Here is a 23,448-nt window from a genome sequence, read left to right on the forward strand (position 1 = left end):
GGCACTGAGGGCCGGACACAAAAAAGAGGCTTGAGCGTTATGCTCAGAGCCTCTTTTTCTTATGCTGTCTGTTCTTCTGTCACGTCTTCTTTTCTGCTTTGCACGATAAAGTACACAATGGTGAGCAGAATCATCACAACAGCGATGCCAAGCAGAATAAATGCCTGCTGCCACATGTAGCTGTAATCGCCGTTTGAGATGACGGCCCGGAAGCCGTTGATGCTGTAAGTCATCGGCAATGCGCCGTGAATGACTTGATAGAATCCCGGCAGCAGCTCAAGCGGGAAGGTTCCGCCGCTTGCCCCAAGCTGAAGCACGAGGATAATGACAGCGATAAAGCGGCCCGGATTCCCCATCGTTGTCGCTAAGAGCTGAATCATAGACAAGAACGCGATGCTTGTAATCATCGTGAAGAGATAAAATCTCCAAGTGCTTTCCACATCAAGCCCGATTCCTTTTAAGAGAACCGTCGCCACGATAACGGATTGAATAAGCCCGACGAGCAGAATGACGCTGAATTTGCTGAGGAACCATTCAAACCCGTTTCTCGGACGGCCTGAGGCTTCTTTCAGCGGGAATACAACCGTCAGCATCAATCCGCCGACATACAAGCCCATAGACAAAATATAAGGCGTCAGCCCCGTTCCGTAGTTAGGCACAGAATGGATCGCATTATCGTCCGTTTTCACCGGATCGGCGATCATGCTGTAGTTTTTGTCATTCGCCTTAACATCTCCGGTTTGATCCGCAGCGTCCTTAAGCTGGCTGGATAATTCGCCGGTGCCGTCTAAAAGCTTGCCTAAGCCGGTGCCGAGAGAATCTTGGCCTTGTTCAATTTTGGATGACCCGTCATGAATTTTGTTTTGCGCGTCTAACAGCTTCGATAAGCCGCCGGACACTTGGCCGCTCCCTGACACTAACTCTCCTGAACCTGATTTAAGCTGGGCGAATTTGCTGTTATATTCGCCGATACCAGCCGTCAGTTTGTTTTGGCTTTCAAAGACGGTTTGAGCTCCGTTGTACAGTTTATCGGTTCCTGCGGTAAGCTGGTCAATCGCGCTTTGTACCGCCGCTGCGCCGTTATACAGTTTGGATGTAGACTGCGGCAGCGCTTTTAGTTGTTCCGCCTTCGCTTTTACGTCTTCCAAAGCACTCTTAATGGCTGACATATCAGGAAGCTGAATATCGTCAGCGGACGGAAGCTGATTGACGATCCGGTCTAAATCAGGAAGGTCAGCTTTAGGCAGCTTTTCATTCAGAAGCTGAACGAGTTTCGTTTTTTGTTCATCCGTTAAGAAATCGCTGTTCTGAATCACCTTTTTCACGGCGTCATCACGTGCGCTGAGGCTGTTCTTCAAATCAGAAAGCTGATTTTTAAACTGCTGCATTTCCTTTTCTGTCTGCTCTAGATTCTGGACTGCTTTTTCTATTACTGAGAGATTGACAGAATTGAGGGCATCTTCAAATGCCGCTGCTTTTTGAGACACTTCTTGCGCCTTGCTGTTTAACACGCTTAATCCATTCGTTAAATCAGGAACTTTTTGCTGCAGCTGTTTGTGTCCGTCAAGACTTGTTTTCAGCCCGCTGGCCACTTGACCTCCTCCTGAAGCAATCTGCCCTGATTTATCTTGAATTTCGGCGCTCGCGCTTTGCAGTTTTGTGATAGAACTGTCAAGCGTTTGAATTCCGCTTGTCACTTTCGCCGCTCCGTCAGCCAGCTGTGCTGTTTTATCACTGATGGTTGCGGTGCTTTCGGTCAGCTTCGCTAAGTTTTCCTTCAGCTTAGCGCTGCCGTCCTTCGCATTTTTCGTGCCGTCGTCAATTTTTTTGGCGCCGCTGCTGGCATCGCCGAGACCTTTGGCAATATCTTTAAAGTTATCAAAAATCACTTTGGCGTATTGCTCTGTCACCTCTTTTGAAACAGAGGCTTTCAGCTTGTCGATCGCCTTTTCGCCGATTGTTGCCCCGACATAGTTTGAACCGGCATTCGTATGATATTTCAAATCCAATTTCTTCGGATTTTTATCCAGTACGGTGCTGGCGTTTTTTGAAAAATCTTCGGGAATCTCGACCAATAAATAATATTTAGCATTTAATAAGTCCTTTAACGATTGATCAAGATCACTTGAAAAATGCCAATCAAAGTTTTTATTTTTCTTTAACTCTTTTATAAGGTCATCGCCGATTTGAAGATGCTTCCCTTCATAATCTGACCCTTTATCCTGGTTTACAACGACAACCGGCAGCTGATCCACCGTGCCGTACGGGTCCCAGTACGCCTTTAAAAACACTCCGCTGTAAATCAGCGGAACAAATAAAATGGCAATAATGGGGATCAACAGTTTCTTGCTGGTTACAATTTCTTTCCACTGGTTTTTTATCGTATTCATCCCTGCTGCCTCCTTCCGCAAACTGACTCATTTAACAAAACGGTCACGATTTAAAAAGTGAAGGATCATCTATTGAGATAATCCTTGAACGACGTACATTTCCAGCAATTCGGCAATCGTCTCTTTTTCAAGGGGCGGATGGTTTTTTTCCCAATCAAAAATAAGCGCGATGTAGAGTTTGAGCATCACAAAGGCGGTCAACTCGGGATCACACGGTTTAATGCTCCCGTTTTCGACGGCTCTTTCTATCTTATCTTTAATATATGCCAGGATGGCGCGCTCCATTTTCGCGATCACTTCCTGAACGGCTATTGTACCAATCTCAGCGTTTTCTTGAAAAATTTTAATGGTCAGCTGATGTGTTTTTCTGAATTCCAATATGGCCGTCAGCGCCCGGTGAACGTTTTCGTGAAATGAAAGATCCGGTTTCATCGCTTCGTCTGCGTGCTCCTTCATTTCTCTTAAAATAGTGGTAAAGATATCATCGAACAGTTCTTCTTTGTTTTTGAAAAACGTGTAGATGGTTCCCTTCCCCACATTTGCAAGCTTTGCCACCAAATCCATTGTCGTTGCCTTATAGCCGAATTGTGTAAAAGACTTCGTTGCCGCTTCCAGAATGAGCTTTTTCCGATCGACGGACATGTTTCCCACCTCGTTAAATTGACCGTTTGAACGTTTTAGTCATTTTGTACATAAGATAACTTATCACAGTCATGAAAAAGATTCAAATGTTTTTTCTCACTATTGGTGTTCCCTGCAGAAGATGGGAACATACAAAAAAGCCTCCGTTTAAGATAACGGAGGCTGATAGGATTCAAATAAATATGCCAGTGTATCGTATACGGCCGCTTTTCCCTGGTCGATACAGTCGGGAATCCCTACGCCTTCAAAAGAAGCGCCCGTAGCGTATACGCCCGGATAGGAAGCTTTCAGCGCATCTCTGAACTCTTTAATGCGCTCTTTGTGGCCGACATGGTATTGCGGCATGCTTTCGTTCCAGCGGGTCACACACGTCATTTCCGGCTCACCTGTGATGTTCATCACTTTTTTTAAATCTTCCATTACGATTTTTATGATCTCGTTATCTGAAAGATCAACGATTGATTCATCCCCGGCCTTGCCGACGTACGCTCTGAGAAGGGTTTTGCCCTCAGGCGCCGCGTGCGGCCATTTTTTGTTCGTCCACGTGCAGGCCGTAATGGAGAAGTCGCTGTTTCTGGAGATGACGAAGCCCGTTCCTTCATGCTCCATCTTAACGGATTCTGCCGGAAAACCTAAGGCGACATTGGCCACTGACGTAGAATGCATGTCTTTGAGACATGAAACGGCGGGAAGATCGGAAAGCATTCCGGCTGCGGCTTTATGCGGAGCTGTTACAATGCATCCCTCTGCCTTCAGCACATCGCCGTTATCAAGCTTAACCGAATACCCTTTTTCCTCACGGCCGATATGAGTCACCTTTGTTCCTTTGATCATCTTTGTCAGCTTGAGCTGCTTCTCCAGCTCTTCAACAAGGGTCTGAAGCCCTGTCGTCAGCGTTAAAAACTGGCCTTGCTTTTTAGCTGTCAGCTGCTGGCCTGACGCTTGCGGCCTTGTTTTTTTCATGCCGAGAATCAGGCTCCGGTGCTTTTGCTCCGTTTGATAGAATTGCGGAAACGTTGACATAAGGCTCAGTTTGTCAATATCGCCGGCGTAAATTCCCGACAAAAGCGGCTCTATTAAATTCTCAACGACTTCGTCTCCGACGCGCCGGCGGAAGAATTCTCCTAAAGACTGATCTTCCTTCTGCTTGCTTGCAGGCAGGACAAAGTCCAGCGCCGCCCGGGCTTTTCCGGGAACAGAAAATAAACCGGTCGAGATGAACGGGGCAATTTTTGTCGGAATACCCATCACCGAGCCCTTCGGCATTGGGTGAAGCGTCTCATTGACAAGCACATAAGACTGGCCGGTCGCATTGTTGACGAGCAGATGATCAATGCCTAAGTCCTTTACGAGCTGCGGAGCGCTTTTTTTTCTTTCTAAAAAAGAATCCGGGCCGCGTTCAATAATGTAGCCGTCTTTATGAGCCGTCTGAATTTTGCCGCCGACTCTCGGGCTTGCTTCGATAAGTGTCACTTCAAGCGGCAGGTTTTTTTCCTTGATTTCTTTTTCCATGTAGAAGGCGGCGGCTAATCCCGTGATGCCGCCGCCGATGATGACCAGATGTTTTGTATCGCCACTCATTTTTATCGCCTTCTTTACCGTTTAATTCTAATTGTCCAGCTTCTTCAGAACGACCGTTGCAAGCGCGTCGATAAATTCAGGCTGTGCATTCGGCATGGCCGGACGATAGTAGCTTGCGCCGACTTCATCCGTAACGGCTTTGCATTCATAATCATTATCGTAAAGCACTTCTAAATGATCGGCAACAAAACCTGCAGGCACATATACAAATGCTTTATAAGGATGCTCCTGATGCAATTCCCGCGTCAAATCCTGCACATCCGGCCCGAGCCACGGATCAGGGGTGTTTCCTTCACTTTGCCAGCCTACGGCGTAATTGGCAATTCCGGCGCCTTCTGCAATCAGCTTTGCTGACTCATGCAGCTGGTCTGGATACGGATCGCCGTATTCCTTAATTTTTTCAGGGAGGCTGTGCGCAGAGACGATAAGCATAGCTTCATCGCGTTCTGCTTTCGGCATTGCTTCGTACGTTTTTTTTACTTGGCTGACCCAATAGTCCACGAATTTCGGCTCATCGTACCAGCTTTCAACAGACTTGATCGTCAAGCCGCCGAGCTTATCTGCTTCTTCTTTGGCGCGCTTGTTATACGACTGGACGCTGAATGTTGAAAAGTGAGGAGCAAGCACAAGGCTGACGGCTTCTGTAATGCCGTCCTTATGCATCTCCGCCACCGCATCCTCGATAAACGGTTCAATATGCTTCAGGCCGATATAAGCTTTGAATGTCACGTCATCCTGAATTTCATTTAAACGCTGTTCGAGCTTTTCCGCCTGCTCTTGGGTAATTTTCGCAAGCGGAGAAATCCCTCCGATCGCTTCATATCTGTCCTTTAAATCTTGAAGCATGTGCGGTTCCGGCTTTCTGCCGCGTCTGATATGTGTATAATACCGTTCTATGTCTTCTTCTTTATAAGGCGTTCCGTAAGCCATGATAAGAAGCCCCATTTTCTTTTTGCTGCTCATATTGTTAACACCTCTTTTGATGGTCTGTCATTGATTTTGACAGTAAAACCTTCTTATAACCAACGATTTGCTCAGGAAGATTGTTCCGTTTTTTTGGCTGAGGAGTATTCATGTACAAACGCCGTCAGCTTTTGCAGCGTTTCCGGTTTTACATCAGGGAATACGCCGTGCCCTAAATTAAAAATAAAGCGGTCCGTTTTCATGCCTTGATCAAGAATGGCTTTCGCTTTTTCTTCGATGACTTCCCACGGCGCAAGAAGGAGCGACGGATCAAGATTGCCCTGAACCGTTTTTGTGATGCCTTGTTTTCTGGCTTCTTCTATGCTGAGTCTCCAATCTAGACCGACGACGTCAAGAGGAAGATCATGCCAATCCTGCGCGAGATGGCTGGCGCCTACGCCGAACATGATCAGCGGCACATTTTCTGCGGCAAGCTCCCGGAAAATTCTGTCCATCACCGGTTTGATATACAAACGGTAATCCTCGCGGTTCAGCGCGCCGACCCATGAATCGAAAATTTGAATGGCTTTGGCGCCCGCTTTGATTTGCGCTTTGGCGTACACGATAATCATGTCCGCGAGCTTATCCATCAGCATCTGCCACGCTTGGGGCATACTGTGCATAAACGCTTTCGTTTTATTGTAATTTTTTGAAGGGCCGCCTTCAATCATATAACTGGCCAGCGTAAAAGGCGCGCCCGAAAATCCGATGAGCGGAACGTTCAGCTGTTCGTTTACGAGTAATCGAATCGTTTCAAGCACGTAATGAACATCCTGCTCAGGATTCAGTTCGCCGAGCTTTTCAATATCCGCCATGGAACGCACCGGTTGATCGATCACCGGGCCGATTCCGTTTTTAATTTCAACGTCCACTCCGATATAAGGGAGCGGCGTCATAATGTCTTTATATAAAATGGCAGCGTCCACTCCGTACTGCTCGACCGGCAGCCTTGTCACATAAGCGCACAGCTCGGGCTGGTGCGTAATTTCGACTAAGCCGTATTTTTCCTTCAGCTTGCGGTATTCCGGCTGCGAGCGCCCCGCCTGCCTCATATACCAAACCGGGACGTGACCCGCTTTTTCTCCCCGTGCCGCTTTTAAAAACGTATCATTAAACGCTTCTCGTTTACTCATCTGAATTTCCACCTTTCCTCCTGCAACCATACGTTCGTGTTCTTCGCCCATTACACTATACCTTGTTTTTTTAAAATGGTATAGAATTGAGGCTTAATGTTCAAAAAATCGCCGAATTCGCCTTTAAGAAGAAAAGAGCTTCGGCTGAACGTATCCGGTCCCCTTCCCTTCTTGTTTCGTCTGTGTATTATAAGGAACAACTTTGTATGAAGCCCCCGAAAACAGATTCGCATACGGAATGTCAAAGCTGCCTTTGCCTTTTACGGAATCCAGAAGCTTGTCTTTTCCGTCTTTCTTCACATATATTCGGTAAACAACCCGCTCATCCTCTTGGGCATCCCATTTTAATGCGACCGTAAACAGCCCCATTGCCTTAAATGTATAGCGGGCTGACAGGGATGCGACAGGCTTCAGCTTGATCGGGCTGCCCAGCTCTTTTACATTGTCCGGTTTTTTAAATGCCCCGCCGCTTTCGCCTGCTCTCGTGATGATGTCCTTAAACAGTCTGACCGGATACTGGCTTCCGCCTTTCAGGTAATGGGTCGTATCCGTTTTGTCATACCCCATCCAAATAGCCCCCGTAAGACTCGGGCTGTATCCCGCAAACCAGGCGTCCTTCGTCGCGCCCGAGATGCCTGTGTATGAGGTCGTTCCGGTTTTTCCCGCCAGATCGCCTTGATAGCTCCCTTGTGAAGCAGTGCCTTTTTTTACGACCTGCTGAAGCATCCTCGTCATATTCCAAGCCGTCTGTCCGCTGAACACACGCGTCTTGCCGCCTTTATGTTCAGCTGCGGTTTCTCCGTCTTCATCTGTTATTTTCACAATAAAATATGGCGCCGTATAGATGCCGTTTGCCGCAAATGTATGATAGGCTCCGGCAAGCTGAAGCGGAGTGACGCCTTCTGACAGACCGCCGAGTGCGATCGCCAGTCCGTTGTCAGGAACGTTCATCCCGTTTTTCTCCAAATACGACTTCCCCGTCTCCACGCCGATTTCCTCCAATGTCCAGACAGCGGGGGCATTTTTGCTGTATGTAATCGCATCTTGCATTGTTACCTCACCCGCATATTGCCCGTCATAATTTTTCGGCTCGTATCCGTCGTATGATTGCAGTTTATCTTGAAGGAGGGAATACGGTTTAAATTTGTTTTCCTGCATGGCCGGCCCGTACACCGCAAGCGGCTTAAACGTTGAACCCGGCTGCCGCGGCGCCGTCGCACGGTTATATCCCTTCGTCACATAGTCCCGTCCGCCGATCGCCGCCCTGACGCCTCCTGTCTTATTATCGATAAAGACGGCGCTTCCTTCGGCTGATTGATCCGTCCCCGGAAAATAGCCGTTTTCCTTCATGAGCGTATATGCTGTTTTTTGCAGCTTGGAATCAAGTGATGTTTGAATCGTATAACCGCCTTGCAGCAGCTGTTCGCCTGACATCGAATATCGATCTTCCGCTTCTTTGATGACGAGATCGATATAGCTGTCAAACCAAGGCGTTTCAGATGTTTTTTTGACGTGCAGCCCCAACGTCTGCCCCTCGGCCCTGACGGCCTCTTTTGCGCTGATATAGCCTTGATCGTTCATCATCGCGAGAATCGTGTCGCGCCGTTCTTTATTTTTGTCAGGATGCTGAATCGGCGAATACAGGGAAGGGCCCTTCGGAATTGCCGCCAGCACCGCGCCTTCTGCAACGGTTAAATCTTTTACCTCTTTATTGAAATAATAATGGGACGCCGCTTGGATGCCGTAGACGCCGTGTCCGAAATAGAGCTGGTTGAGATACATTTCAAGCAGCTTGTCCTTGCTGTAATCGCGCTCAAGATTAATCGCGATAATGACTTCTTTCGTCTTTCGCAAAAAGGTTTTATCATTTGTCAGAAAGATATTTTTCGCCAGCTGCTGAGTGATCGTGCTCCCGCCTTCCACCTTGCCGCCAGCTAAAATATCGCGGAAAACCGCCCGTCCGACAGACTTCACATCAATCCCGTGATGTTCATAAAACCGTTTATCCTCAACAGCGATAAACGCTTCTCTGACATCCTTCGGAACGTCCCGAATCAATACCGGTTCACGGTTCTCCGTATAAAGACTCGCAATCTCACTGCCGTTTTGGTCCACGATTTTTGATGAAGCATGAAGAATCAGTTTTTTTTCGTCGATGACATAATGGCCGAGAAAAATAATGATAATATATCCGATTAACGCGAGAAAAGCGGTTGCGGCTGCTATTACTAATGGTATAAAGAGTTTCTTTTTCTTTTTCAGCATGAGTCACCTCGCCTTTCTTAACCTGTAGTATGGGAAATATTGTTTTGAATTATGTCAGAATGAGTCGCCAATAGAAACTTATACCACTCTTTTGATATACTAGCAAGCAGGAGGTGGCTGATATGAAAGTTTATATTACATATGGGACAGCCGATTTTTTAAAGACGATTGCAAAGAAACATCCCGATGAGAAGATGGTGCTGATGCAGGGTGAAGAAAATGCGATTTTAATCCATGAGACAAACGGAGAAACCGTTTTTCAGGCGCCCCATTCATATGAAACCGTTGACAGCGTCGGAGAAATCAAACATCCGGGCTATGCGGTGCTGAACAATATCGCCGTTACTCAGGAAGGCAGACCGCTGTTTGAAAACAGGTTTAAAAACCGCGCCGGCAAAGTCGAAAATGAACCCGGCTTTGAAGCCATTCGCGTGTTAAGGCCGCTTGATGGCGATACGTATGTCATCCTTACCTTGTGGGAAAAAGAAAAAGCCTTTCAGGACTGGCAGGAGTCAAGCTCCTATCAAGAAGCCCATAAAAAACGCGAAACATCAGCCGGTATGGACACAACGTCCATTTTTTCACGCCCTTCTTATGTAACCGCTTATTATGCAATAGACTAACCCGCCGGAGATTTTCCGGCTTTTTTTATGTCCTGTTTTTCCGCATACTCCTTTGCACCATCCGCCCGCCTATGAATAACCTGTAGCAATCAATTTGTAAACGGGGTGGTTCAATTGGAGATCGGCGCCTTCTCGGTTCATCTGCTTTATATGGCATTTATCGCAGCCATTATTGTATTTATGCTGCTTAGAAAAGATACAACCTTTGTCTCTCTGGCCGGTATTTTTGTGATTGCGTTATGGACGACGCACTCTTTCTCCGCTTCGGTCAGCAGTTTATTTCACAGCTTTACGTATGCCGCCGGGGAATTGCTGCCGACCATTTTTATCATCTGTTTTATTGTGTCGATGAGCGGCATTTTAACCAAAACGGGTATTAATGAAGCGATGATTTCTCCATTTGCGCGGCTGATGAAGGGGCCGGCTGTCGCATATTGGGTGATCGGCTGCCTGATGTTTGTCATCTCCCTTTTTTTCTGGCCGTCCCCCGGAATCGCTTTAATCGGCGCTGTTTTGCTTCCTGCAGCGATCCGTGCGGGCCTTTCGCCGATCGCCGCTGCGATGGCGATGAATCTGTTCGGCCACGGATTTGCTTTATCAGGTGATTACGTTATTCAGGCGGCGCCGAAATTAACGGCCGATGCCGCCGGAATTCCCGTCGGCGATGTCATGCAGGCAAGCATTCCGCTTGTCTTGATCATGGGGCTGACAACGACAATCACCGCTTTTTTTATCGTCATGCGCGACCGAAAAAAAGCGCAGCCCTCCCTGTCATTCAGCAATTCTGATTCTCAGGATACAAGTCTGTATTTGCCGAAAAAACTCAGGGTTTTTTTCGCGTTTTTGATTCCCTTTGTTTTTCTTGCTGATATTGTCTGCATGCTTGTGTATCGCCTTCAAGGAAATGACGCCACCGCATTAGTCGGCGGAACGGCAATCGGCATTCTCCTTTTCGTCCATTTCATTGTTTATAAACAAAGAAATTTGGAAAAGATCACTGGGTATTTTATCGGCGGTTTCCAATTCGGCTTTAAGGTATTCGGTCCCGTGATCCCGATTGCGGCATTCTTTTATCTCGGTGATGCTGGCTTTGAGAGTATTCTGCACACCCCTCTCCCGGAGGTGTCGGCGGGAATCGTAAACGATCTCGGTTTGGCTTTATCCCGCTCCTTCCCGATGTCCGGGGAATTTGCCGGGATTGCCCTCACGGCAGTCGGAGCCATAACAGGGCTTGACGGCTCAGGATTTTCCGGCATTTCCCTTGCCGGCTCGATGGCGAAGCTATTTTCGGCGGCACTTCATACCAATCCCGCGGTTTTAACGGCGCTGGGCCAGCTGTCGGCGATTTGGGTCGGAGGCGGAACATTGGTCCCATGGGCTCTTATCCCAGCTGCGGCGATTTGTAAAGTAGACCCTTTTGAGCTGGCGAGGAAAAACTTTCTCCCCGTCACAGTCGGCCTGATCGTCACCACAATCGCCGCCATCATCATTTTGCCGTAGCGGAATGATTGAAATCTTCTGACTTTTTCTATACAATCATGAGAAAAGCAGACGAGGGGGCTATCGCTTTTGACGTTAACGACACTTCAAAAAAGCTTACATGAACAGCTTGACGCGTTATATGAAGAAATGGTTGAGATGAGGCGGCATCTTCACATGAATCCCGAGCTTTCCTTTAAAGAGAAAAAAACGCCGGCATTTATCGCCTCGTTTTACGAAAGGCTCGGCGTCCCCATCCGTACGAATGTGGGAGGAAACGGTGTTGTCGCTTATATCGAGGGCCGCGAACCCGGGCCGGCTGTTGCGCTGCGTGCGGATTTTGACGCTTTGCCCATTCAGGATGAAAAAGACGTGCCCTATGCGTCACAAGTTCCCGGCGTCATGCATGCCTGCGGCCACGACGGCCATACGGCAGCTTTGCTTGCGGTCGGAAAAGTCCTTTATCACAATCGGGATAAGCTGAAAGGGACATTTGTGATGATCCACCAGCATGCCGAAGAATTTTCCCCGGGCGGTGCGAAACCGATGATTGAGGATGGCTGCCTGGAGAATGTCGATGCTATTTTCGGCACTCATTTATGGGCCACTGAACCTGTCGGAACAATTTTATGCCGCTCTGGCGCAGTGATGGCCGCAGCTGACAGATTCACCATTAAAGTGCTCGGAAAAGGCGGCCACGGCGCGATCCCTCATGATACGAAGGACGCCATTTTAATCGGCTCGCAAATTGTCACTGCCCTTCAGCATATTGTCAGCCGCCGGGTAAACCCGGTGCAGGCGGCCGTCATTTCAGCAGGATCTTTCGTCGCTGAAAATCCATTCAACGCAATTGCTGATCAGGCAGAGATAACCGGCACCGTCCGATCGTTTGATGAAGATGTCCGCGATCTGCTTGAAACAGAAATAGAAGCTGTCGTCAAAGGAATCTGCGCCATGCATTCCGCTTCTTATGAATACTGTTTTAACCGCGGCTATCCGGCAGTCGTTAATCACCCTGAGGAAACGGCTCACGCAGCCTCCGCCGCCAGTGAAACAGAAGACGTGACAAACGTAGCTGAAGGGAAGCCGCAAATGGCCGGTGAAGATTTTGCCTATTATCTGCAAAACGTAAAAGGCACATTCTTTTTTACAGGCGCCGCGCCTGAGAATGCGGAACACATTTATCCCCACCACCACCCGAAATTTGATTTCAATGAAAAAGCGATGCTTACGGCTGCCAAAGTGCTCGCCGCCGCAGCTGTGAGTTACCCCCGTGCATAATAAAAAAGCAGCCGGTACCTTACGTACCGGCTGCTGCGATTCTTAAATGAAAAACATGCCTCGCCGTCTCGCCAAGCTGAGACAAAAGCTTATAATTGGCCGCCCCGCCTACTGCGGCTCCGACGACCGGCAAAAGCTGAAACAGCTTCACGACGTCCAGATAGTCCCGGTATTCCTGCTGAAAGACTCTCCAATCCATATCGTGCTTTTTTGAGTCCCAATTTTCAAGAATTGAAAACACGCGTTTCCGCTGTTCGCCGCTGGAGAAAGCAAGCTGAAAAATGAACAGTAAAAACAGTCTTTCATCTCGTTTTTCGACATCGAAACCATATATGGAAGATAGATCGAATAAACATTTCATTTTAATGGACAACAGCAGCGGAAAATCAGCTATCCCTAAAAAGATGCCGCCGGCTCCCGTGCCGATTCCTTCCGCAGCCGCGATCTTTTGATAAGAAGCGATCGTTTGTCTGGCGAGAGAATCTTTATCCCGGAGAGACATACCGCTTGTATCCCGCTTCGCCTTAACCAGATTTGACCCCGCCATCGTCGCTTCCGTCATTTTCTTAATGCTTTCTGTAATCACGGTATGAATCTTCTCTGGGATCCGCTCGTTTATTTTCCCTTGCATCCCTTTAGAAAACCGTTCAAACATGGAATCCTTCCGCAAAAATCGCGTTTTCCATTGCAGGGCTTCCTGGAGCAGCTGCTGATCGTCGGTCATTTACGTCTCCTTCTTTCATTGAGGTTGGTCTCAAAAACCGGCTTGATTACAGCTTTCCGTATTTTTTCAGCCTTCCGCCCATATATGAAGGCAGAAGCGCATAGATGAGAACGGCTGAACCGACAGCGGCATACAGCGCTCCGGTCATGCCCGCCGCATAGCCTGATGCAGCAGAAAGCAGCAGCGCCTGCACGGCTAATGTCGTCTTCATTAAAGAAAAGAAGCTTTTCAGCTTAATGTTTTGCCTTACGGGATACAGCTCCTGCAATGAGAGATGATGAAAGTGCCCGAAAAGCGGCAGAAGCTGAATGCCAGTGATAAAGATGGTAAATACCGTCAAAGCAGCCGTAATCCACGGATTGGAAGAAACGAGCATAATAATCAGTATAAAGATCACCGTGAGCCTGACTTGAATGCCTAAATAATCGTTTGAGCGCAGAAAGGCCCGCGCATACATGTAGGAGAACGTTTTTCGCTGTTCAAACGGGATCATTCTGAGCAAAAAGTCGAGATATGCTCTGCGTTTCGCCTGTTTTTTCAGATGAGGCACATCTGTAAACAGATTGGCTACTCTGTAAAATCGCTGTTTCCGTCTCAATTCATATTCAATATGAGCTTCCCATTTTAACGATTTATGTTTTGCGGCCGAGGTGAAATACACATATAGACCCGCCATTACAGCATATACGGCAATCGCGTACGCATAAAACGATTGTAATATGAAGTATAAAAGCAGCATATTGCAGATAAAACGAATGACTGCATCCATCAGTTTCATGCTTCTGTCATTCATAAACGTCATCCGCCACTCCATCGCCTGATTCCACGCTTTCACCGCCAGCATCTGGATGAAAACAGCCGCATAAGCCGTTAGCGACGCCCCGGGGCTGACAGCGAAATAAAGAGGCATACATACAAGTGAAAGAGCAATAAGCGGAAAAAGCTGCGACAGATAGCTGTACCTGAATGACTGCTTAAAATAAGTCCCCATTTTCGGTTCAAGGGGCAGTAAAAAAACGAGATCAGCTTCCTTTAAAAGCGTCCGTACGTACGAGCCGGTCAGGACAAATGAAAACAGCACGGCCATCACCCAAAATGACGGGAAATGGGCAGGAATGTCTTTTACCCACTTGCTGTACCAGCTCGCGGCGCCGGCAATGAAAAAGATCAGCACAATGACGAGATGATCATTGAGCATATATTTCATGTACATTCTTGTTTCCTTTATATGCTCCTCAAGCCGCGACTGCCAAATAGTAGACATATTATTCATGGCCGGCGTCTTCCTTCGTCAGCTCAACATATAAATCATCAAGTGCGGCCTCTTTCATGCCGAACTGCTCTCTCAGCTCCTGCAGCGTGCCGCTCGCCCGCACCTCGCCGTTATGCAGAATGATGAAAGCGTCACAATATCGTTCTGCCGTTGCCAAAATATGTGTAGACATCAGCACGCTTGCACCGGCCTTTTTCGCGGCGTCCATCCGCTCTAATAACGCATTAATCGCTAGCGGATCAAGCCCGAGAAACGGCTCATCAATGATATAAAGCGACGGCTCGGCAAGAAATGCGCACATGATCATTACTTTCTGCTTCATTCCTTTGGAAAAATGCGCCGGAAACCACTTCAGTCTTTTTTCCATTCTGAATTCTTTGAGAAGCGGGGGAAGCCTTTTTTCCAGCGTTTCTTTTGAAAGGCCGTACGCCATGGCCGTTAATTCCAAATGCTCCTTGAGCGTCAGCTCTTCATACAGCACCGGTGTTTCAGGGATATATGTGAATTGCGAACGGTAGCTTTCTTTATCTTCAGAAAACGTTTTTCCGTTTAGCTCGATCGAGCCTTTATGCGGATCCATTAAACCGATAATATGCCGGATCGTCGTGCTTTTGCCCGCACCGTTTAATCCGATTAACCCGACAATCTGGTTCGGCTCCAGGGTAAATGAAACATTTTTTAAAACCGGGTTTCTCGTGTAACCGCCGGTTAAGTCTTTTACCGATAGCAGAGACATAATTTCTCCCCTTCTAATTCGTTTTTCTTCATAGTACCAAAAATAATGTCTGATTTGAAACGATTCCCTTTTTTCTAATGTAAAAAAGCGCACATATCTATACTTTTTATGGACATCATAATGTGTGTAGAAGGAAACAGCTTTAATCAACTGAAAATGAGGTGTTTGTTAAAGACGTCTTAGAACAGTTGGATGAAAATCAACATGTCCCATGCTTACTATTTCTTCACTCACTGCTTTGATGATGTTCTTCAGAAATGATGAAATAATCAAATGAGGTGTTTGTCCCAGGAATCAATAAGCATACCCATAAGTCTTCATTTTAAAAACAAATGAGGTGCTTACCAAAGGCATATTATATTTTCTGCGATAAAGCTTGTACTTCTGCATCCAGGGTGAACGCTTAGCCGTTCATCCTGTTTTCAGTTTTCGGCCGTTTTGTGGTACGATGAGATTATACATATATTTCATTTCAGGGAGGAACCCATCCATGCATAAAGCGGACGATTGTATTTTCTGTAAAATCATACCCGGTGACATTCCGTCTTCAAAAGTATACGAAAATGAACACGTCGTTGCGTTTCTTGACATCAGCCAGGTGACGAAAGGCCACACCCTCGTCATTCCGAAAACACATATTGAAAACGTGTACGAGTTTACACCGGAGCTGTCTAAAGAATACTTTGAAGCTGTGCCGAAAGTCGCTCGTGCCATTCGTGATGAATTTGAGCCGATCGGGCTGAACATGCTTAATAATAACGGTGAAAAAGCCGGCCAATCGGTGTTCCATTTTCATATGCATATTATTCCGCGTTACGGAAAAGGCGACGGTTTCGGCGCCGTCTGGAAGACACATACCGAAGACTACACGCCTGACGACCTGCAAACGATCGCGTCCTCTGTCAGAAAGCGCCTTGCCTCATCTTGATGATGGGGTTTTTTTGCGTCCGAAAAAATAAAAAACTTAAACAATTCTAATTTTTTATATCAAAAAATACAAAAAATTGTGATAGGATTATTGTATTATTTTTTAACTAAAGCGGAAACAGGGAGAGATCGTAATCATGGAACGTACAACTAATTTCAACGCAGGACCGGCAGCCCTTCCTTTAGGTGTGCTGCAAAAAGCACAGAAAGAATTTGTCAACTTCAATAAAAGCGGCATGTCCGTGATGGAGCTGTCTCACCGAAGCAGCGAATATGAGGCGGTGCATCAAAAAGCGAAAAGCCTTTTAAAGGCGCTGATGGGCATTCCGGACGATTATGACATTTTGTTCCTCCAAGGCGGCGCAAGCCTTCAATTTTCAATGCTGCCGATGAACTTCTTAACACCTGATAAAACGGCTCATTTCATCGTGACAGGCGCTTGGTCTGAAAAAGCCCTTGCCGAAGCGAAGCTGTTCGGGCAAACATCGGTGACAGCAACGAGCGCAGATTCAAACCACAACCATATCCCGGAAGCTGACCTCGCCGGAATCAATGACGGCGCCTACTTGCACATTACGTCCAACAACACGATTTTCGGAACGCAATGGAAGGAGTTCCCGAATTCGCCGATTCCGCTCGTGGCCGATATGTCAAGCGACATTCTGAGCAGAAAGATCGACGTCTCCAAGTTTGACGTGATTTACGGCGGAGCCCAGAAAAATCTCGGGCCGTCCGGTGTCACAGTTGTCATTATGAAGAAAGCTTGGCTTGAAAAAGAAAATGAAAACGTTCCTAAGATCCTGAAATACTCTACGCATACAAAAGCGGATTCGCTGTATAACACGCCGCCGACATTTGCGATTTACATGCTGAGCCTCGTCCTTGAATGGCTGTCTGAAAACGGGGGCGTTGAAGCGGCTGAACAACGGAATCAGCAAAAGGCTGATATCATTTACAGCACGATTGACAAAAGCGGCGGCTTTTATGCCGGCCATGCTGAAAAGGACAGCCGATCTCACATGAACGTGACATTCACGCTTCGCGAAGACAGCCTTACGAAGAAATTCGTTGAAGAAGCGAAAGCCGCTAAAATGACGGGACTCGGCGGACACCGCTCGGTCGGCGGCTGCAGAGCGTCCATCTACAACGCAGTCAGCCTGGCTGATTGTGAAAAACTGGCTCAGTTTATGAGAAAGTTCCAGCAGGAAAACGAATAAAAATTCTTCTATCAAAACGGTTCCTTTGATATACTGTTTTCATATCAATATTTCCGGCCATCGCAATAAATGACGAGCATATTATTGGATGGCAAGAAAGCCTAGCAGAGGAGAGCATAGTATGAAAACAAAAGAATTAGTCATTATGGCCCTGTTTGCGGCAATCGGGGCGGTGCTTCATTCCGTCATGCCGCCTGTATTATTCGGGATGAAACCCGATATGATGCTTGTGATGATGTTTATGGGAATCCTGTTATTCCCCCGGGTGCAGAACGTACTGATGATCGGGATTGTGACGGGAATCATTTCCGCGCTTACGACATCATTTCCGGGCGGCCAGCTTCCGAACATCATTGAAAAACCGGTGACGGCGTTTCTGTTTCTCGCGCTGGTGCTGCTGATCAAAAAGAGCGCCAAAACAGCTTCGGCTGCGGTGATTACGGTGATCGGCACACTCATTTCAGGAATGATCTTTTTAGGATTGGCCCTGCTCATCGTCGGTCTGCCCGGCGGATTCACAGCCCTCGTGCTTGCGGTCGTCCTTCCGGCGGCAGCGCTGAACGGCATTGCCATGATCGTTATGCATCCGATTGTGCAAACGATCTTAAAACGGTCTAACATGCTAGAAACGGCGAAATAATCGCATACCTAAACCTCTTCCGCTCCGGAAGAGGTTTTTAATGTGTTTCGGCATGTTTCATAACAGAAGTTTTGTGAAAAAAATAAGGAACAATGTGAGGGCGGTTCCTGTTGAGCAGACAATGGCTTTTTGACGGACGACCCGCTTCGGCGGATAAGAAGCGGCTTGGCCGAGCAATTTCAGGTAATAAACGGCGCCCGCCGCAAACATAAGAGCCATACAAGATAAAACAATCATAAAGACAGACAACCTTCTCCCTCCTTTTCCCTTAAAAAATATGCTAAAATAAAGCAAGCTATGTATAGAAGTTTATTCTTCTGAACAAAAATGATAAAAGCTTGTGAGAAAAAAAACGGGGTGATTTCAAATGGCTGACGGACGTTCCCTTTTAACAGGCCTTTTCGTAGGCGGATTGATCGGAGGAGCGGCAGTTTTACTTTCGGCTCCTTCATCCGGGAAAGAGCTGCGGGGCAAAATTAAAGAAAATTGCAACTCCATTGAGGAAACGATTAAACGGTTAAAAACAGACGGCAAAGCGCTGAAGGACCAGCTTGTCCAAACGGCGAAAGAAAGCGCTGAAGTCATTAAAGAGGTAGGCGGAGAATTGCAGACGAGCATCAAAAAGTGGCAGGAGGAAATTAGGCCCCACCAGCAGGATCTCCAAAAGGAAATCGCTGATATTGAAGAAAAAATCAGACAGCTGGAGAAAACCTTACAAAACTAATATCCTATCCAATCAAAAAAAGTGCGGACACATTGCGTCCCGCACTTTTTTCTTGTACTTAAAGCCTTTGCCAGCAACGGATCAAGAATTTATTATAAAATTCTTAAATTTTCATCTTTATTAATCTTTATTTTATTGGCATAATAGAGAAAAAGAAAATGAGAAGCAGGTGATCGGATTGAATCGTGTTGAACCGCCTTACGATCTAAAAGAAGCACTGATCTACACTCAAAAAATGGCGCAGCTGTCAAAAGCCCTTTGGAAATCCATGGAAAAGGATTGGCAGAATTGGCTGAAACCGTATGACCTTAATATCAATGAGCATCATATTTTATGGATTGCTTACCAGCTAAAGGGAGCGTCGATTTCTGAAATCGCAAAATTCGGGGTCATGCACGTATCAACGGCATTTAATTTTTCGAAGAAACTTGAAGAACGCGGGTATTTGAAGTTTTCCAAACGGCTGAATGACAAACGAAACACGTACATTCAGTTAACCGATGAAGGTGTAAATGTATTCGAAAGTCTGCTTGAGGAGTTTGACCCGACGAGAAACGCAGTTTTTAAAGGCTCCCAGCCTCTTTACCACTTATTCGGGAAGTTCCCGGAGGTTGAGGAATTAACTTGTGTCATCCGCCACATTTACGGCGAAGATTTTATGGAGATATTCGAAAAGTCACTGACGAATATTAACAATGATTTTGAAAGTGAAGACGGAAAGCTGAAGAAGAAAGCGGGCGAACAGGCCGTCCATGAAACAGCAGAAGAACTGGAACCGATAAACAGTTAATCAAAATGCTTCATGATCCCAATAAATTCTTCCATCAGCGCTGTATAAAGCCCCTGCTCGTACAGAGCAAAGATAGTTTCATGGACATCTAATTTTTCGTTCAGCTGTCCCGCAAAAAGCGCAAGGAGCTTATCGAATGTCACAAAGCCTTGCGCTTTTTGCGACCTCAGCTCGGCCTCTAACTCGCGGCATATCCGCCCGACCTCTTCTCCTTCCTCCTCGGTCAGCCCTTTTTCAATCATCATCGCATAAAAAGGGTACTTATCCATATCTACCGTTTTCACCAGCAATTGTATGTAATATTCTAACCGCCCGATACGCTGATCCATTGAATCCATCCGTTTCACTTCTTTCTATCTTTAATCTTATTTTAGCTGATAATGCATGGAGAAGAAAGCTTTAACCGTACATTTCCATGTTTCACCGGTCTCTTCTCTCCTTCCCTCACCGGGTTTATTTTTTTCTCTAAAAAAGGATTGATTTTTTCTCCCGAAGAGAGTAAATTATTTTGAGATTGTATTCCATCATTGTACGGAAGGATGACTCTGATGAATTGCTGGAAAACCATTAATCTGGTCAAAGATTATGGTGCGGTTCGTTTACTATTAACTGCTGTAGGTTTTATGATCCTGTTTTTTATATCTAACTTTTTAGCGTTTGGGCTTTTGCGGCCGAATATCAGTTTAAATGACGGTTACGTGCCTCTCTTTTGCGTTTTGCTTGTCGTTACTTTATTTGTACATAAAGTCATACATGTCCTGCCGATGATCTGCAAAAAAAGAAAAAAGGAAATAAAGATGGATTTTTTGCGGATGCCGACATGGAAAGGGATACCGAGAACGACCATGCTGATTTCAACAATAAGCCCGTTTTTATTGATCACGCCGGTGTTATTTTATGCCGGGCTGGCGTTTCCGAGCCACGCCCATTATTTTTATATGATTTCAAGCATCCATGCAGGCTACTGCCTGCCCGATCTTCTGTTTGCGCTGCATTTGATGAAAGCGCCCAAGTCATGCTTAATCGATCAGGAATCCGACGGTTTCGATATTTTAGTAAAAAAATTGCCGGAGTCTTGATGTCCCGCTGATTTTTCAGCTTACATTCTATCTTTTTCAATAAATATTTGGTAATGTAATATGGGAGCAGTTCAGAGAGAGGGGGAATCTCCCATTATTTTATTCTATTTTATCGTGGCTGCCTTGTTTATTCTTTATTTCATAAACAGGCTCACAAATACATTATGCCTTGTCAGAGAGATTCCTGAAGACCGGCAGGATAAGGTATTCCGCTTTATTAACGTATCCATTTTAATTTTATTGATCTCTTCTTTTGTGGAGATCTCCTTTACTGTTTAAACGGGCAAAAAATACGGCTGCCGGCGTATAACGCGGACAGCCATATTTTTTTGCCCTAGTACAGCCAAGAAGCGCCGATGATGATCAATAAGATGAACAGCACGACCAACAATGCAAAACCGCCTGCAAATACTTCACCCATCTAAAAAAGCACCTCCTACAAAACGTTTTATTTTTCCAATTACATCATATGCAGTGAACTGCTGAAACGATTAGGCGCCCCTGGGAAAGAAAAGGGACCGCTTTTAGAAAAAGCGATCCGACTCGCTTAATAAATGTACGCTGCACCTACGATAATAAGCAAAATGAACAGTACAACGAGCAGCGCAAAACCGTTTGAATATCCTCCGCTCATGGTTCATTACCTCCTTTTCTTGATCAATATATTTGTATGTATCAGGAAAAAGTTTGACTAGACGAATGCCCTTTATTTAAAATCTTTTTACAGAAAGCCACAATATGTTATGATACGCATATGCAATTTAATTTGGAATGATTAGGAGTGTTTAAAGGAATGAAGAAAATCGCGATAGCAGCTATTACGGCGACAAGCGTCCTGGCTCTCAGCGCTTGCAGCAGCGGCGACAACGACGTGATTGCCAAGACGGATGCCGGAAATGTAACAAAAGGCGAGCTCTACACGAACATGAAAAAAACAGCAGGAGCAAGCGTTCTGACACAGCTCGTACAAGAAAAGGTATTAGCAAAAAAATACAAAGTATCAGATAAAGAAATCAATAACAAGCTGGATGAGTATAAAACACAGCTCGGCGACCAGTATACTGCCATGAAACAACAATACGGCGAAGACTACCTGAAGGATCAGGTGAAGTACGAACTGCTCGCCCAAAAAGCGGCGAAAGACAACATCACGGTGACAGATGCCGACACGAAAGAATACTATGACGGCTTAAAAGGTAAGATCCGCGCAAGCCATATCCTTGTTGCTGACAAAAAGACGGCTGACGAAGTGGAGAAAAAGCTGAAAAAAGGCGAGAAGTTTGAAACGCTTGCGAAAGAATACTCAACTGACACCTCAAAAAACAACGGCGGCGATCTCGGCTGGTTTGATAAAAAATCAATGGATTCAACATTCAGCGACGAGGCATTCAAGCTGAAGGTCGGACAAGTCAGTGATCCTGTAAAAACAAAGTTCGGCTACCATATCATTAAAAAGACAGAAGAACGCGGCAAATATAACGACATGAAAAAAGAACTGAAACAAGAAGTTCTTGATCAGAAATTAAACGACAACACAGCTGTACAAGCAGCGATTCAGAAAGTCATGAAAAAAGCTGACGTAAAAGTAGAAGATAAAGACTTGAAAGACACATTTAATTCAACAAGCAGCTCAAGCTCTTCTAAATAAAAAACTGTGCAGGCTCTTCGCGAGCCGCACAGTTTTTTTTATGCGATCGAATGATTGGAGTTTTCTTCAGCTTCGCCGTTATCATGTTCAGGCGCTGCCAAACGGCGCTCCCGTTCTTGCTCCATCCGTTCGATATAGATTCTCCCTTCTTTTTCAATAAACGACTGATCGAGCTTTTCCTCCTCTTTCGCTGTGGCGAAAAGCTTATAGGCGCTGAAAATAATTCCGATAATGCAAAGGTACACCCACCATGGAAAAAATAACACGGCGTTTTCCTCCCTTTTTACGTAGAGTCTTTACTCTAAGCTATGCGGGAGAAAGACAAGTTATGTGAGGCTGATATAAAAAAAGGACCGATCGCGGGGATCCGTCCTTTTTTCTGCTCATTGATGAAAAGTCGGTTTGTAGAAAGAACGGTTTTCAAGCGCAAAGACGCGCTCTGTATATTCGCCCGGTTTGACCCGTTCAAGCGCTCTGTCCATCATGATCATTTTCGCATCAAGGTTGTCAATGTAATGCAGAATTTCCGCTTCTTTCACCATCGGCGGTTTCGGGCTTCCCCATTCCGCTTTTCCGTGATGGCTCAAAATTAAATGCTTCAGGATTAACACCTCTTCAGCATCAATTTGAAGCTCTTCAGCAGCTTTTGAAAGCTCTGTCACCATGATTGAAATGTGCCCGAGCAAATTCCCTTCCACCGTGTACGTTGTGGATACAGGGCCTGAAAGCTCTTTTACCTTGCCGAGATCATGCAGAATCACGCCGGCATACAATAGGTCACGGTCAAGCGACGGATATAAATCGGCAATCGCTTCAGCCAGCTTCAGCATCGAAACGACATGATACGCAAGCCCTGAGACGAACTCATGGTGATTTTTAGCCGCTGCCGGATAATCCATAAACTCAGCAGCGTATTTTTTCACCAAATGTCTTGTAATCCGCTGGATGTTCGAATTTTTCATTTCGAAAATATATTGAGTGATGAGATCCATCATTTCATCTTTTGGAATCGGCGCTGTTTCAAGAAAATCGTCAATGCTGACATTTTCATGTTCGCCTGCGGGCCGGATGTTTCTCAGCTTGAGCTGGTTGCGCCCCCGGTAATGATGAACGTCCCCGACCACTTTCACAATCGTCTGCGGCGCATATGTCACTTCATCACTTTGCTTGGCATCCCACAGCTTCGCTTCGATATCCCCCGATTGGTCTTGCAGCATTAACGTCAAAAACGGTTTTCCGTTGCTCGCAATTCCTTTCGTCGAAGATTTAATCAGTAAATATTGATCGACCTGCTCGCCAACCTCGTGCAGCATAATACCTTTTGCCATTCTAT

Annotated in this window: 26 protein-coding genes; 11 read left to right on the forward strand and 15 right to left on the reverse strand. The window is 46.2% G+C overall.

Translation table 11 applies throughout. The features are described 5' to 3' along the window. Positions 1 to 59 precede the first annotated feature (59 nt). The 6 genes from J7E26_RS08140 to J7E26_RS08165 form a co-directional block, all read right to left on the reverse strand. Positions 60 to 2,390 carry a YhgE/Pip family protein gene (locus J7E26_RS08140; RefSeq protein ID WP_214800758.1) on the reverse strand — a complete coding sequence of 777 codons (2,331 nt, stop codon included), beginning with the start codon at positions 2,388 to 2,390 and terminating at the stop codon, positions 60 to 62. A gap of 69 nt (positions 2,391 to 2,459) precedes the next feature. Next, the gene (locus J7E26_RS08145) at positions 2,460 to 3,032 is read right to left on the reverse strand and encodes a TetR/AcrR family transcriptional regulator (protein WP_214800756.1); all 573 of its coding nucleotides are present in this window, start codon (positions 3,030 to 3,032) and stop codon (positions 2,460 to 2,462) included. Positions 3,033 to 3,179: 147 nt separating this feature from the next. Continuing rightward, complete coding sequence (hemY, locus tag J7E26_RS08150) at positions 3,180 to 4,613, reverse strand: protoporphyrinogen oxidase (RefSeq protein ID WP_214800754.1); 1,434 nt, start codon at positions 4,611 to 4,613, stop codon at positions 3,180 to 3,182. 27 nt (positions 4,614 to 4,640) lie between these two features. Next, entirely contained in the window at positions 4,641 to 5,576 is a 936-nt protein-coding gene (hemH, locus tag J7E26_RS08155) for a ferrochelatase (protein ID WP_214800752.1), read from the reverse strand. 71 nt (positions 5,577 to 5,647) lie between these two features. Next, positions 5,648 to 6,709 (reverse strand): uroporphyrinogen decarboxylase, encoded by a 1,062-nt coding sequence (gene hemE / locus J7E26_RS08160; protein WP_214800750.1) that lies wholly within the window; start codon positions 6,707 to 6,709, stop codon positions 5,648 to 5,650. A gap of 123 nt (positions 6,710 to 6,832) precedes the next feature. Further along, positions 6,833 to 8,974, reverse strand: a complete 2,142-nt coding sequence (locus J7E26_RS08165) for a transglycosylase domain-containing protein (RefSeq protein ID WP_214800748.1) — start codon at positions 8,972 to 8,974, stop codon at positions 6,833 to 6,835. Between the two features lie 122 nt (positions 8,975 to 9,096). Between J7E26_RS08165 and hmoB the strand changes: the two genes are divergently transcribed. The 3 genes from hmoB (at position 9,097) to J7E26_RS08180 (ending at position 12,357) form a co-directional block, all read left to right on the forward strand. Beyond that, positions 9,097 to 9,597, forward strand: coding sequence for an antibiotic biosynthesis monooxygenase family protein (hmoB, locus tag J7E26_RS08170; protein ID WP_214800746.1), 501 nt, complete (start codon positions 9,097 to 9,099; stop codon positions 9,595 to 9,597). 150 nt (positions 9,598 to 9,747) lie between these two features. After that, positions 9,748 to 11,097: a hypothetical protein gene (locus J7E26_RS08175; RefSeq protein WP_214801307.1), complete on the forward strand. Its 1,350-nt coding sequence runs from the start codon at positions 9,748 to 9,750 to the stop codon at positions 11,095 to 11,097. Between the two features lie 69 nt (positions 11,098 to 11,166). Continuing rightward, on the forward strand, positions 11,167 to 12,357 hold the full coding sequence (locus J7E26_RS08180) for a M20 family metallopeptidase (RefSeq protein ID WP_214800744.1): 1,191 nt from the start codon (positions 11,167 to 11,169) through the stop codon (positions 12,355 to 12,357). 19 nt (positions 12,358 to 12,376) lie between these two features. On the opposite strand, the gene J7E26_RS08185 is transcribed toward J7E26_RS08180, so the two are convergent. Genes J7E26_RS08185 through ecsA form a run of 3 tightly spaced genes read right to left on the reverse strand, consistent with a single transcriptional unit; the run spans position 12,377 to position 15,090 of the window. Then, a complete protein-coding gene (locus J7E26_RS08185) occupies positions 12,377 to 13,081 on the reverse strand; it encodes an EcsC family protein (protein ID WP_214800742.1) in 705 nt (234 codons plus the stop codon). A gap of 46 nt (positions 13,082 to 13,127) precedes the next feature. Next, on the reverse strand, positions 13,128 to 14,354 hold the full coding sequence (locus J7E26_RS08190; protein ID WP_214800740.1) for an ABC transporter permease: 1,227 nt from the start codon (positions 14,352 to 14,354) through the stop codon (positions 13,128 to 13,130). Further along, on the reverse strand, positions 14,347 to 15,090 hold the full coding sequence (gene ecsA / locus J7E26_RS08195; protein ID WP_214800738.1) for an ABC transporter ATP-binding protein: 744 nt from the start codon (positions 15,088 to 15,090) through the stop codon (positions 14,347 to 14,349). Before ecsA ends, J7E26_RS08190 begins: the two co-directional genes overlap by 8 nt. Positions 15,091 to 15,580: 490 nt before the next feature. Between ecsA and J7E26_RS08200 the strand changes: the two genes are divergently transcribed. The 3 genes from J7E26_RS08200 (at position 15,581) to J7E26_RS08210 (ending at position 17,874) form a co-directional block, all read left to right on the forward strand. Beyond that, a complete protein-coding gene (locus J7E26_RS08200; RefSeq protein WP_214813243.1) occupies positions 15,581 to 16,018 on the forward strand; it encodes an HIT family protein in 438 nt (145 codons plus the stop codon). Positions 16,019 to 16,154: 136 nt separating this feature from the next. Next, positions 16,155 to 17,234 (forward strand): 3-phosphoserine/phosphohydroxythreonine transaminase, encoded by a 1,080-nt coding sequence (gene serC, locus J7E26_RS08205; RefSeq protein WP_214800734.1) that lies wholly within the window; start codon positions 16,155 to 16,157, stop codon positions 17,232 to 17,234. 121 nt (positions 17,235 to 17,355) lie between these two features. Beyond that, positions 17,356 to 17,874, forward strand: a complete 519-nt coding sequence (locus J7E26_RS08210; RefSeq protein ID WP_214800732.1) for a tryptophan transporter — start codon at positions 17,356 to 17,358, stop codon at positions 17,872 to 17,874. Positions 17,875 to 17,931: 57 nt separating this feature from the next. Here the strand turns inward: J7E26_RS08210 and yhzF are convergent, their stop codons facing one another. Then, a complete protein-coding gene (gene yhzF, locus J7E26_RS08215; protein ID WP_214800730.1) occupies positions 17,932 to 18,123 on the reverse strand; it encodes a membrane protein YhzF in 192 nt (63 codons plus the stop codon). Between the two features lie 118 nt (positions 18,124 to 18,241). Here yhzF and J7E26_RS08220 point away from each other — a divergent pair, with 118 nt between their 5' ends. Continuing rightward, entirely contained in the window at positions 18,242 to 18,598 is a 357-nt protein-coding gene (locus J7E26_RS08220; protein WP_214800728.1) for a YtxH domain-containing protein, read from the forward strand. A 178-nt stretch (positions 18,599 to 18,776) separates the two neighbouring features. Then, positions 18,777 to 19,388, forward strand: a complete 612-nt coding sequence (locus J7E26_RS08225; protein WP_214800726.1) for an HTH-type transcriptional regulator Hpr — start codon at positions 18,777 to 18,779, stop codon at positions 19,386 to 19,388. Here the strand turns inward: J7E26_RS08225 and J7E26_RS08230 are convergent. Next, the gene (locus tag J7E26_RS08230) at positions 19,385 to 19,726 is read right to left on the reverse strand and encodes a YhaI family protein (protein ID WP_214800724.1); all 342 of its coding nucleotides are present in this window, start codon (positions 19,724 to 19,726) and stop codon (positions 19,385 to 19,387) included. The genes J7E26_RS08225 and J7E26_RS08230 overlap by 4 nt on opposite strands. Before the next feature lie 210 nt (positions 19,727 to 19,936). On the opposite strand from J7E26_RS08230, the gene J7E26_RS08235 reads away from it, so the two are divergent. Next, a complete protein-coding gene (locus tag J7E26_RS08235) occupies positions 19,937 to 20,467 on the forward strand; it encodes a DUF3267 domain-containing protein (protein ID WP_214800722.1) in 531 nt (176 codons plus the stop codon). Between the two features lie 60 nt (positions 20,468 to 20,527). Continuing rightward, positions 20,528 to 20,746 (forward strand): hypothetical protein, encoded by a 219-nt coding sequence (locus J7E26_RS08240; RefSeq protein ID WP_003155245.1) that lies wholly within the window; start codon positions 20,528 to 20,530, stop codon positions 20,744 to 20,746. Between the two features lie 55 nt (positions 20,747 to 20,801). On the opposite strand, the gene yhzE2 is transcribed toward J7E26_RS08240, so the two are convergent. After that, entirely contained in the window at positions 20,802 to 20,888 is an 87-nt protein-coding gene (yhzE2, locus tag J7E26_RS08245; RefSeq protein ID WP_003155248.1) for a sporulation protein YhzE2, read from the reverse strand. A gap of 126 nt (positions 20,889 to 21,014) precedes the next feature. Beyond that, the gene (gene yhzE1 / locus J7E26_RS08250; protein WP_003327753.1) at positions 21,015 to 21,101 is read right to left on the reverse strand and encodes a sporulation protein YhzE1; all 87 of its coding nucleotides are present in this window, start codon (positions 21,099 to 21,101) and stop codon (positions 21,015 to 21,017) included. 159 nt (positions 21,102 to 21,260) lie between these two features. Between yhzE1 and J7E26_RS08255 the strand changes: the two genes are divergently transcribed. Further along, on the forward strand, positions 21,261 to 22,115 hold the full coding sequence (locus tag J7E26_RS08255; RefSeq protein WP_214800721.1) for a peptidylprolyl isomerase: 855 nt from the start codon (positions 21,261 to 21,263) through the stop codon (positions 22,113 to 22,115). A 38-nt stretch (positions 22,116 to 22,153) separates the two neighbouring features. On the opposite strand, the gene J7E26_RS08260 is transcribed toward J7E26_RS08255, so the two are convergent. Both J7E26_RS08260 and yhaM read right to left on the reverse strand, forming a co-directional pair. Further along, positions 22,154 to 22,381 carry a sporulation YhaL family protein gene (locus tag J7E26_RS08260; RefSeq protein WP_214800719.1) on the reverse strand — a complete coding sequence of 76 codons (228 nt, stop codon included), beginning with the start codon at positions 22,379 to 22,381 and terminating at the stop codon, positions 22,154 to 22,156. Between the two features lie 117 nt (positions 22,382 to 22,498). Beyond that, positions 22,499 to 23,443 (reverse strand): 3'-5' exoribonuclease YhaM, encoded by a 945-nt coding sequence (gene yhaM, locus J7E26_RS08265; RefSeq protein ID WP_214800717.1) that lies wholly within the window; start codon positions 23,441 to 23,443, stop codon positions 22,499 to 22,501. Positions 23,444 to 23,448 lie beyond the last annotated feature (5 nt).

Source organism: Bacillus sp. ISL-51, from assembly GCF_018613535.1.
Classification (GTDB): Bacteria; Bacillota; Bacilli; order Bacillales; family Bacillaceae; genus Bacillus.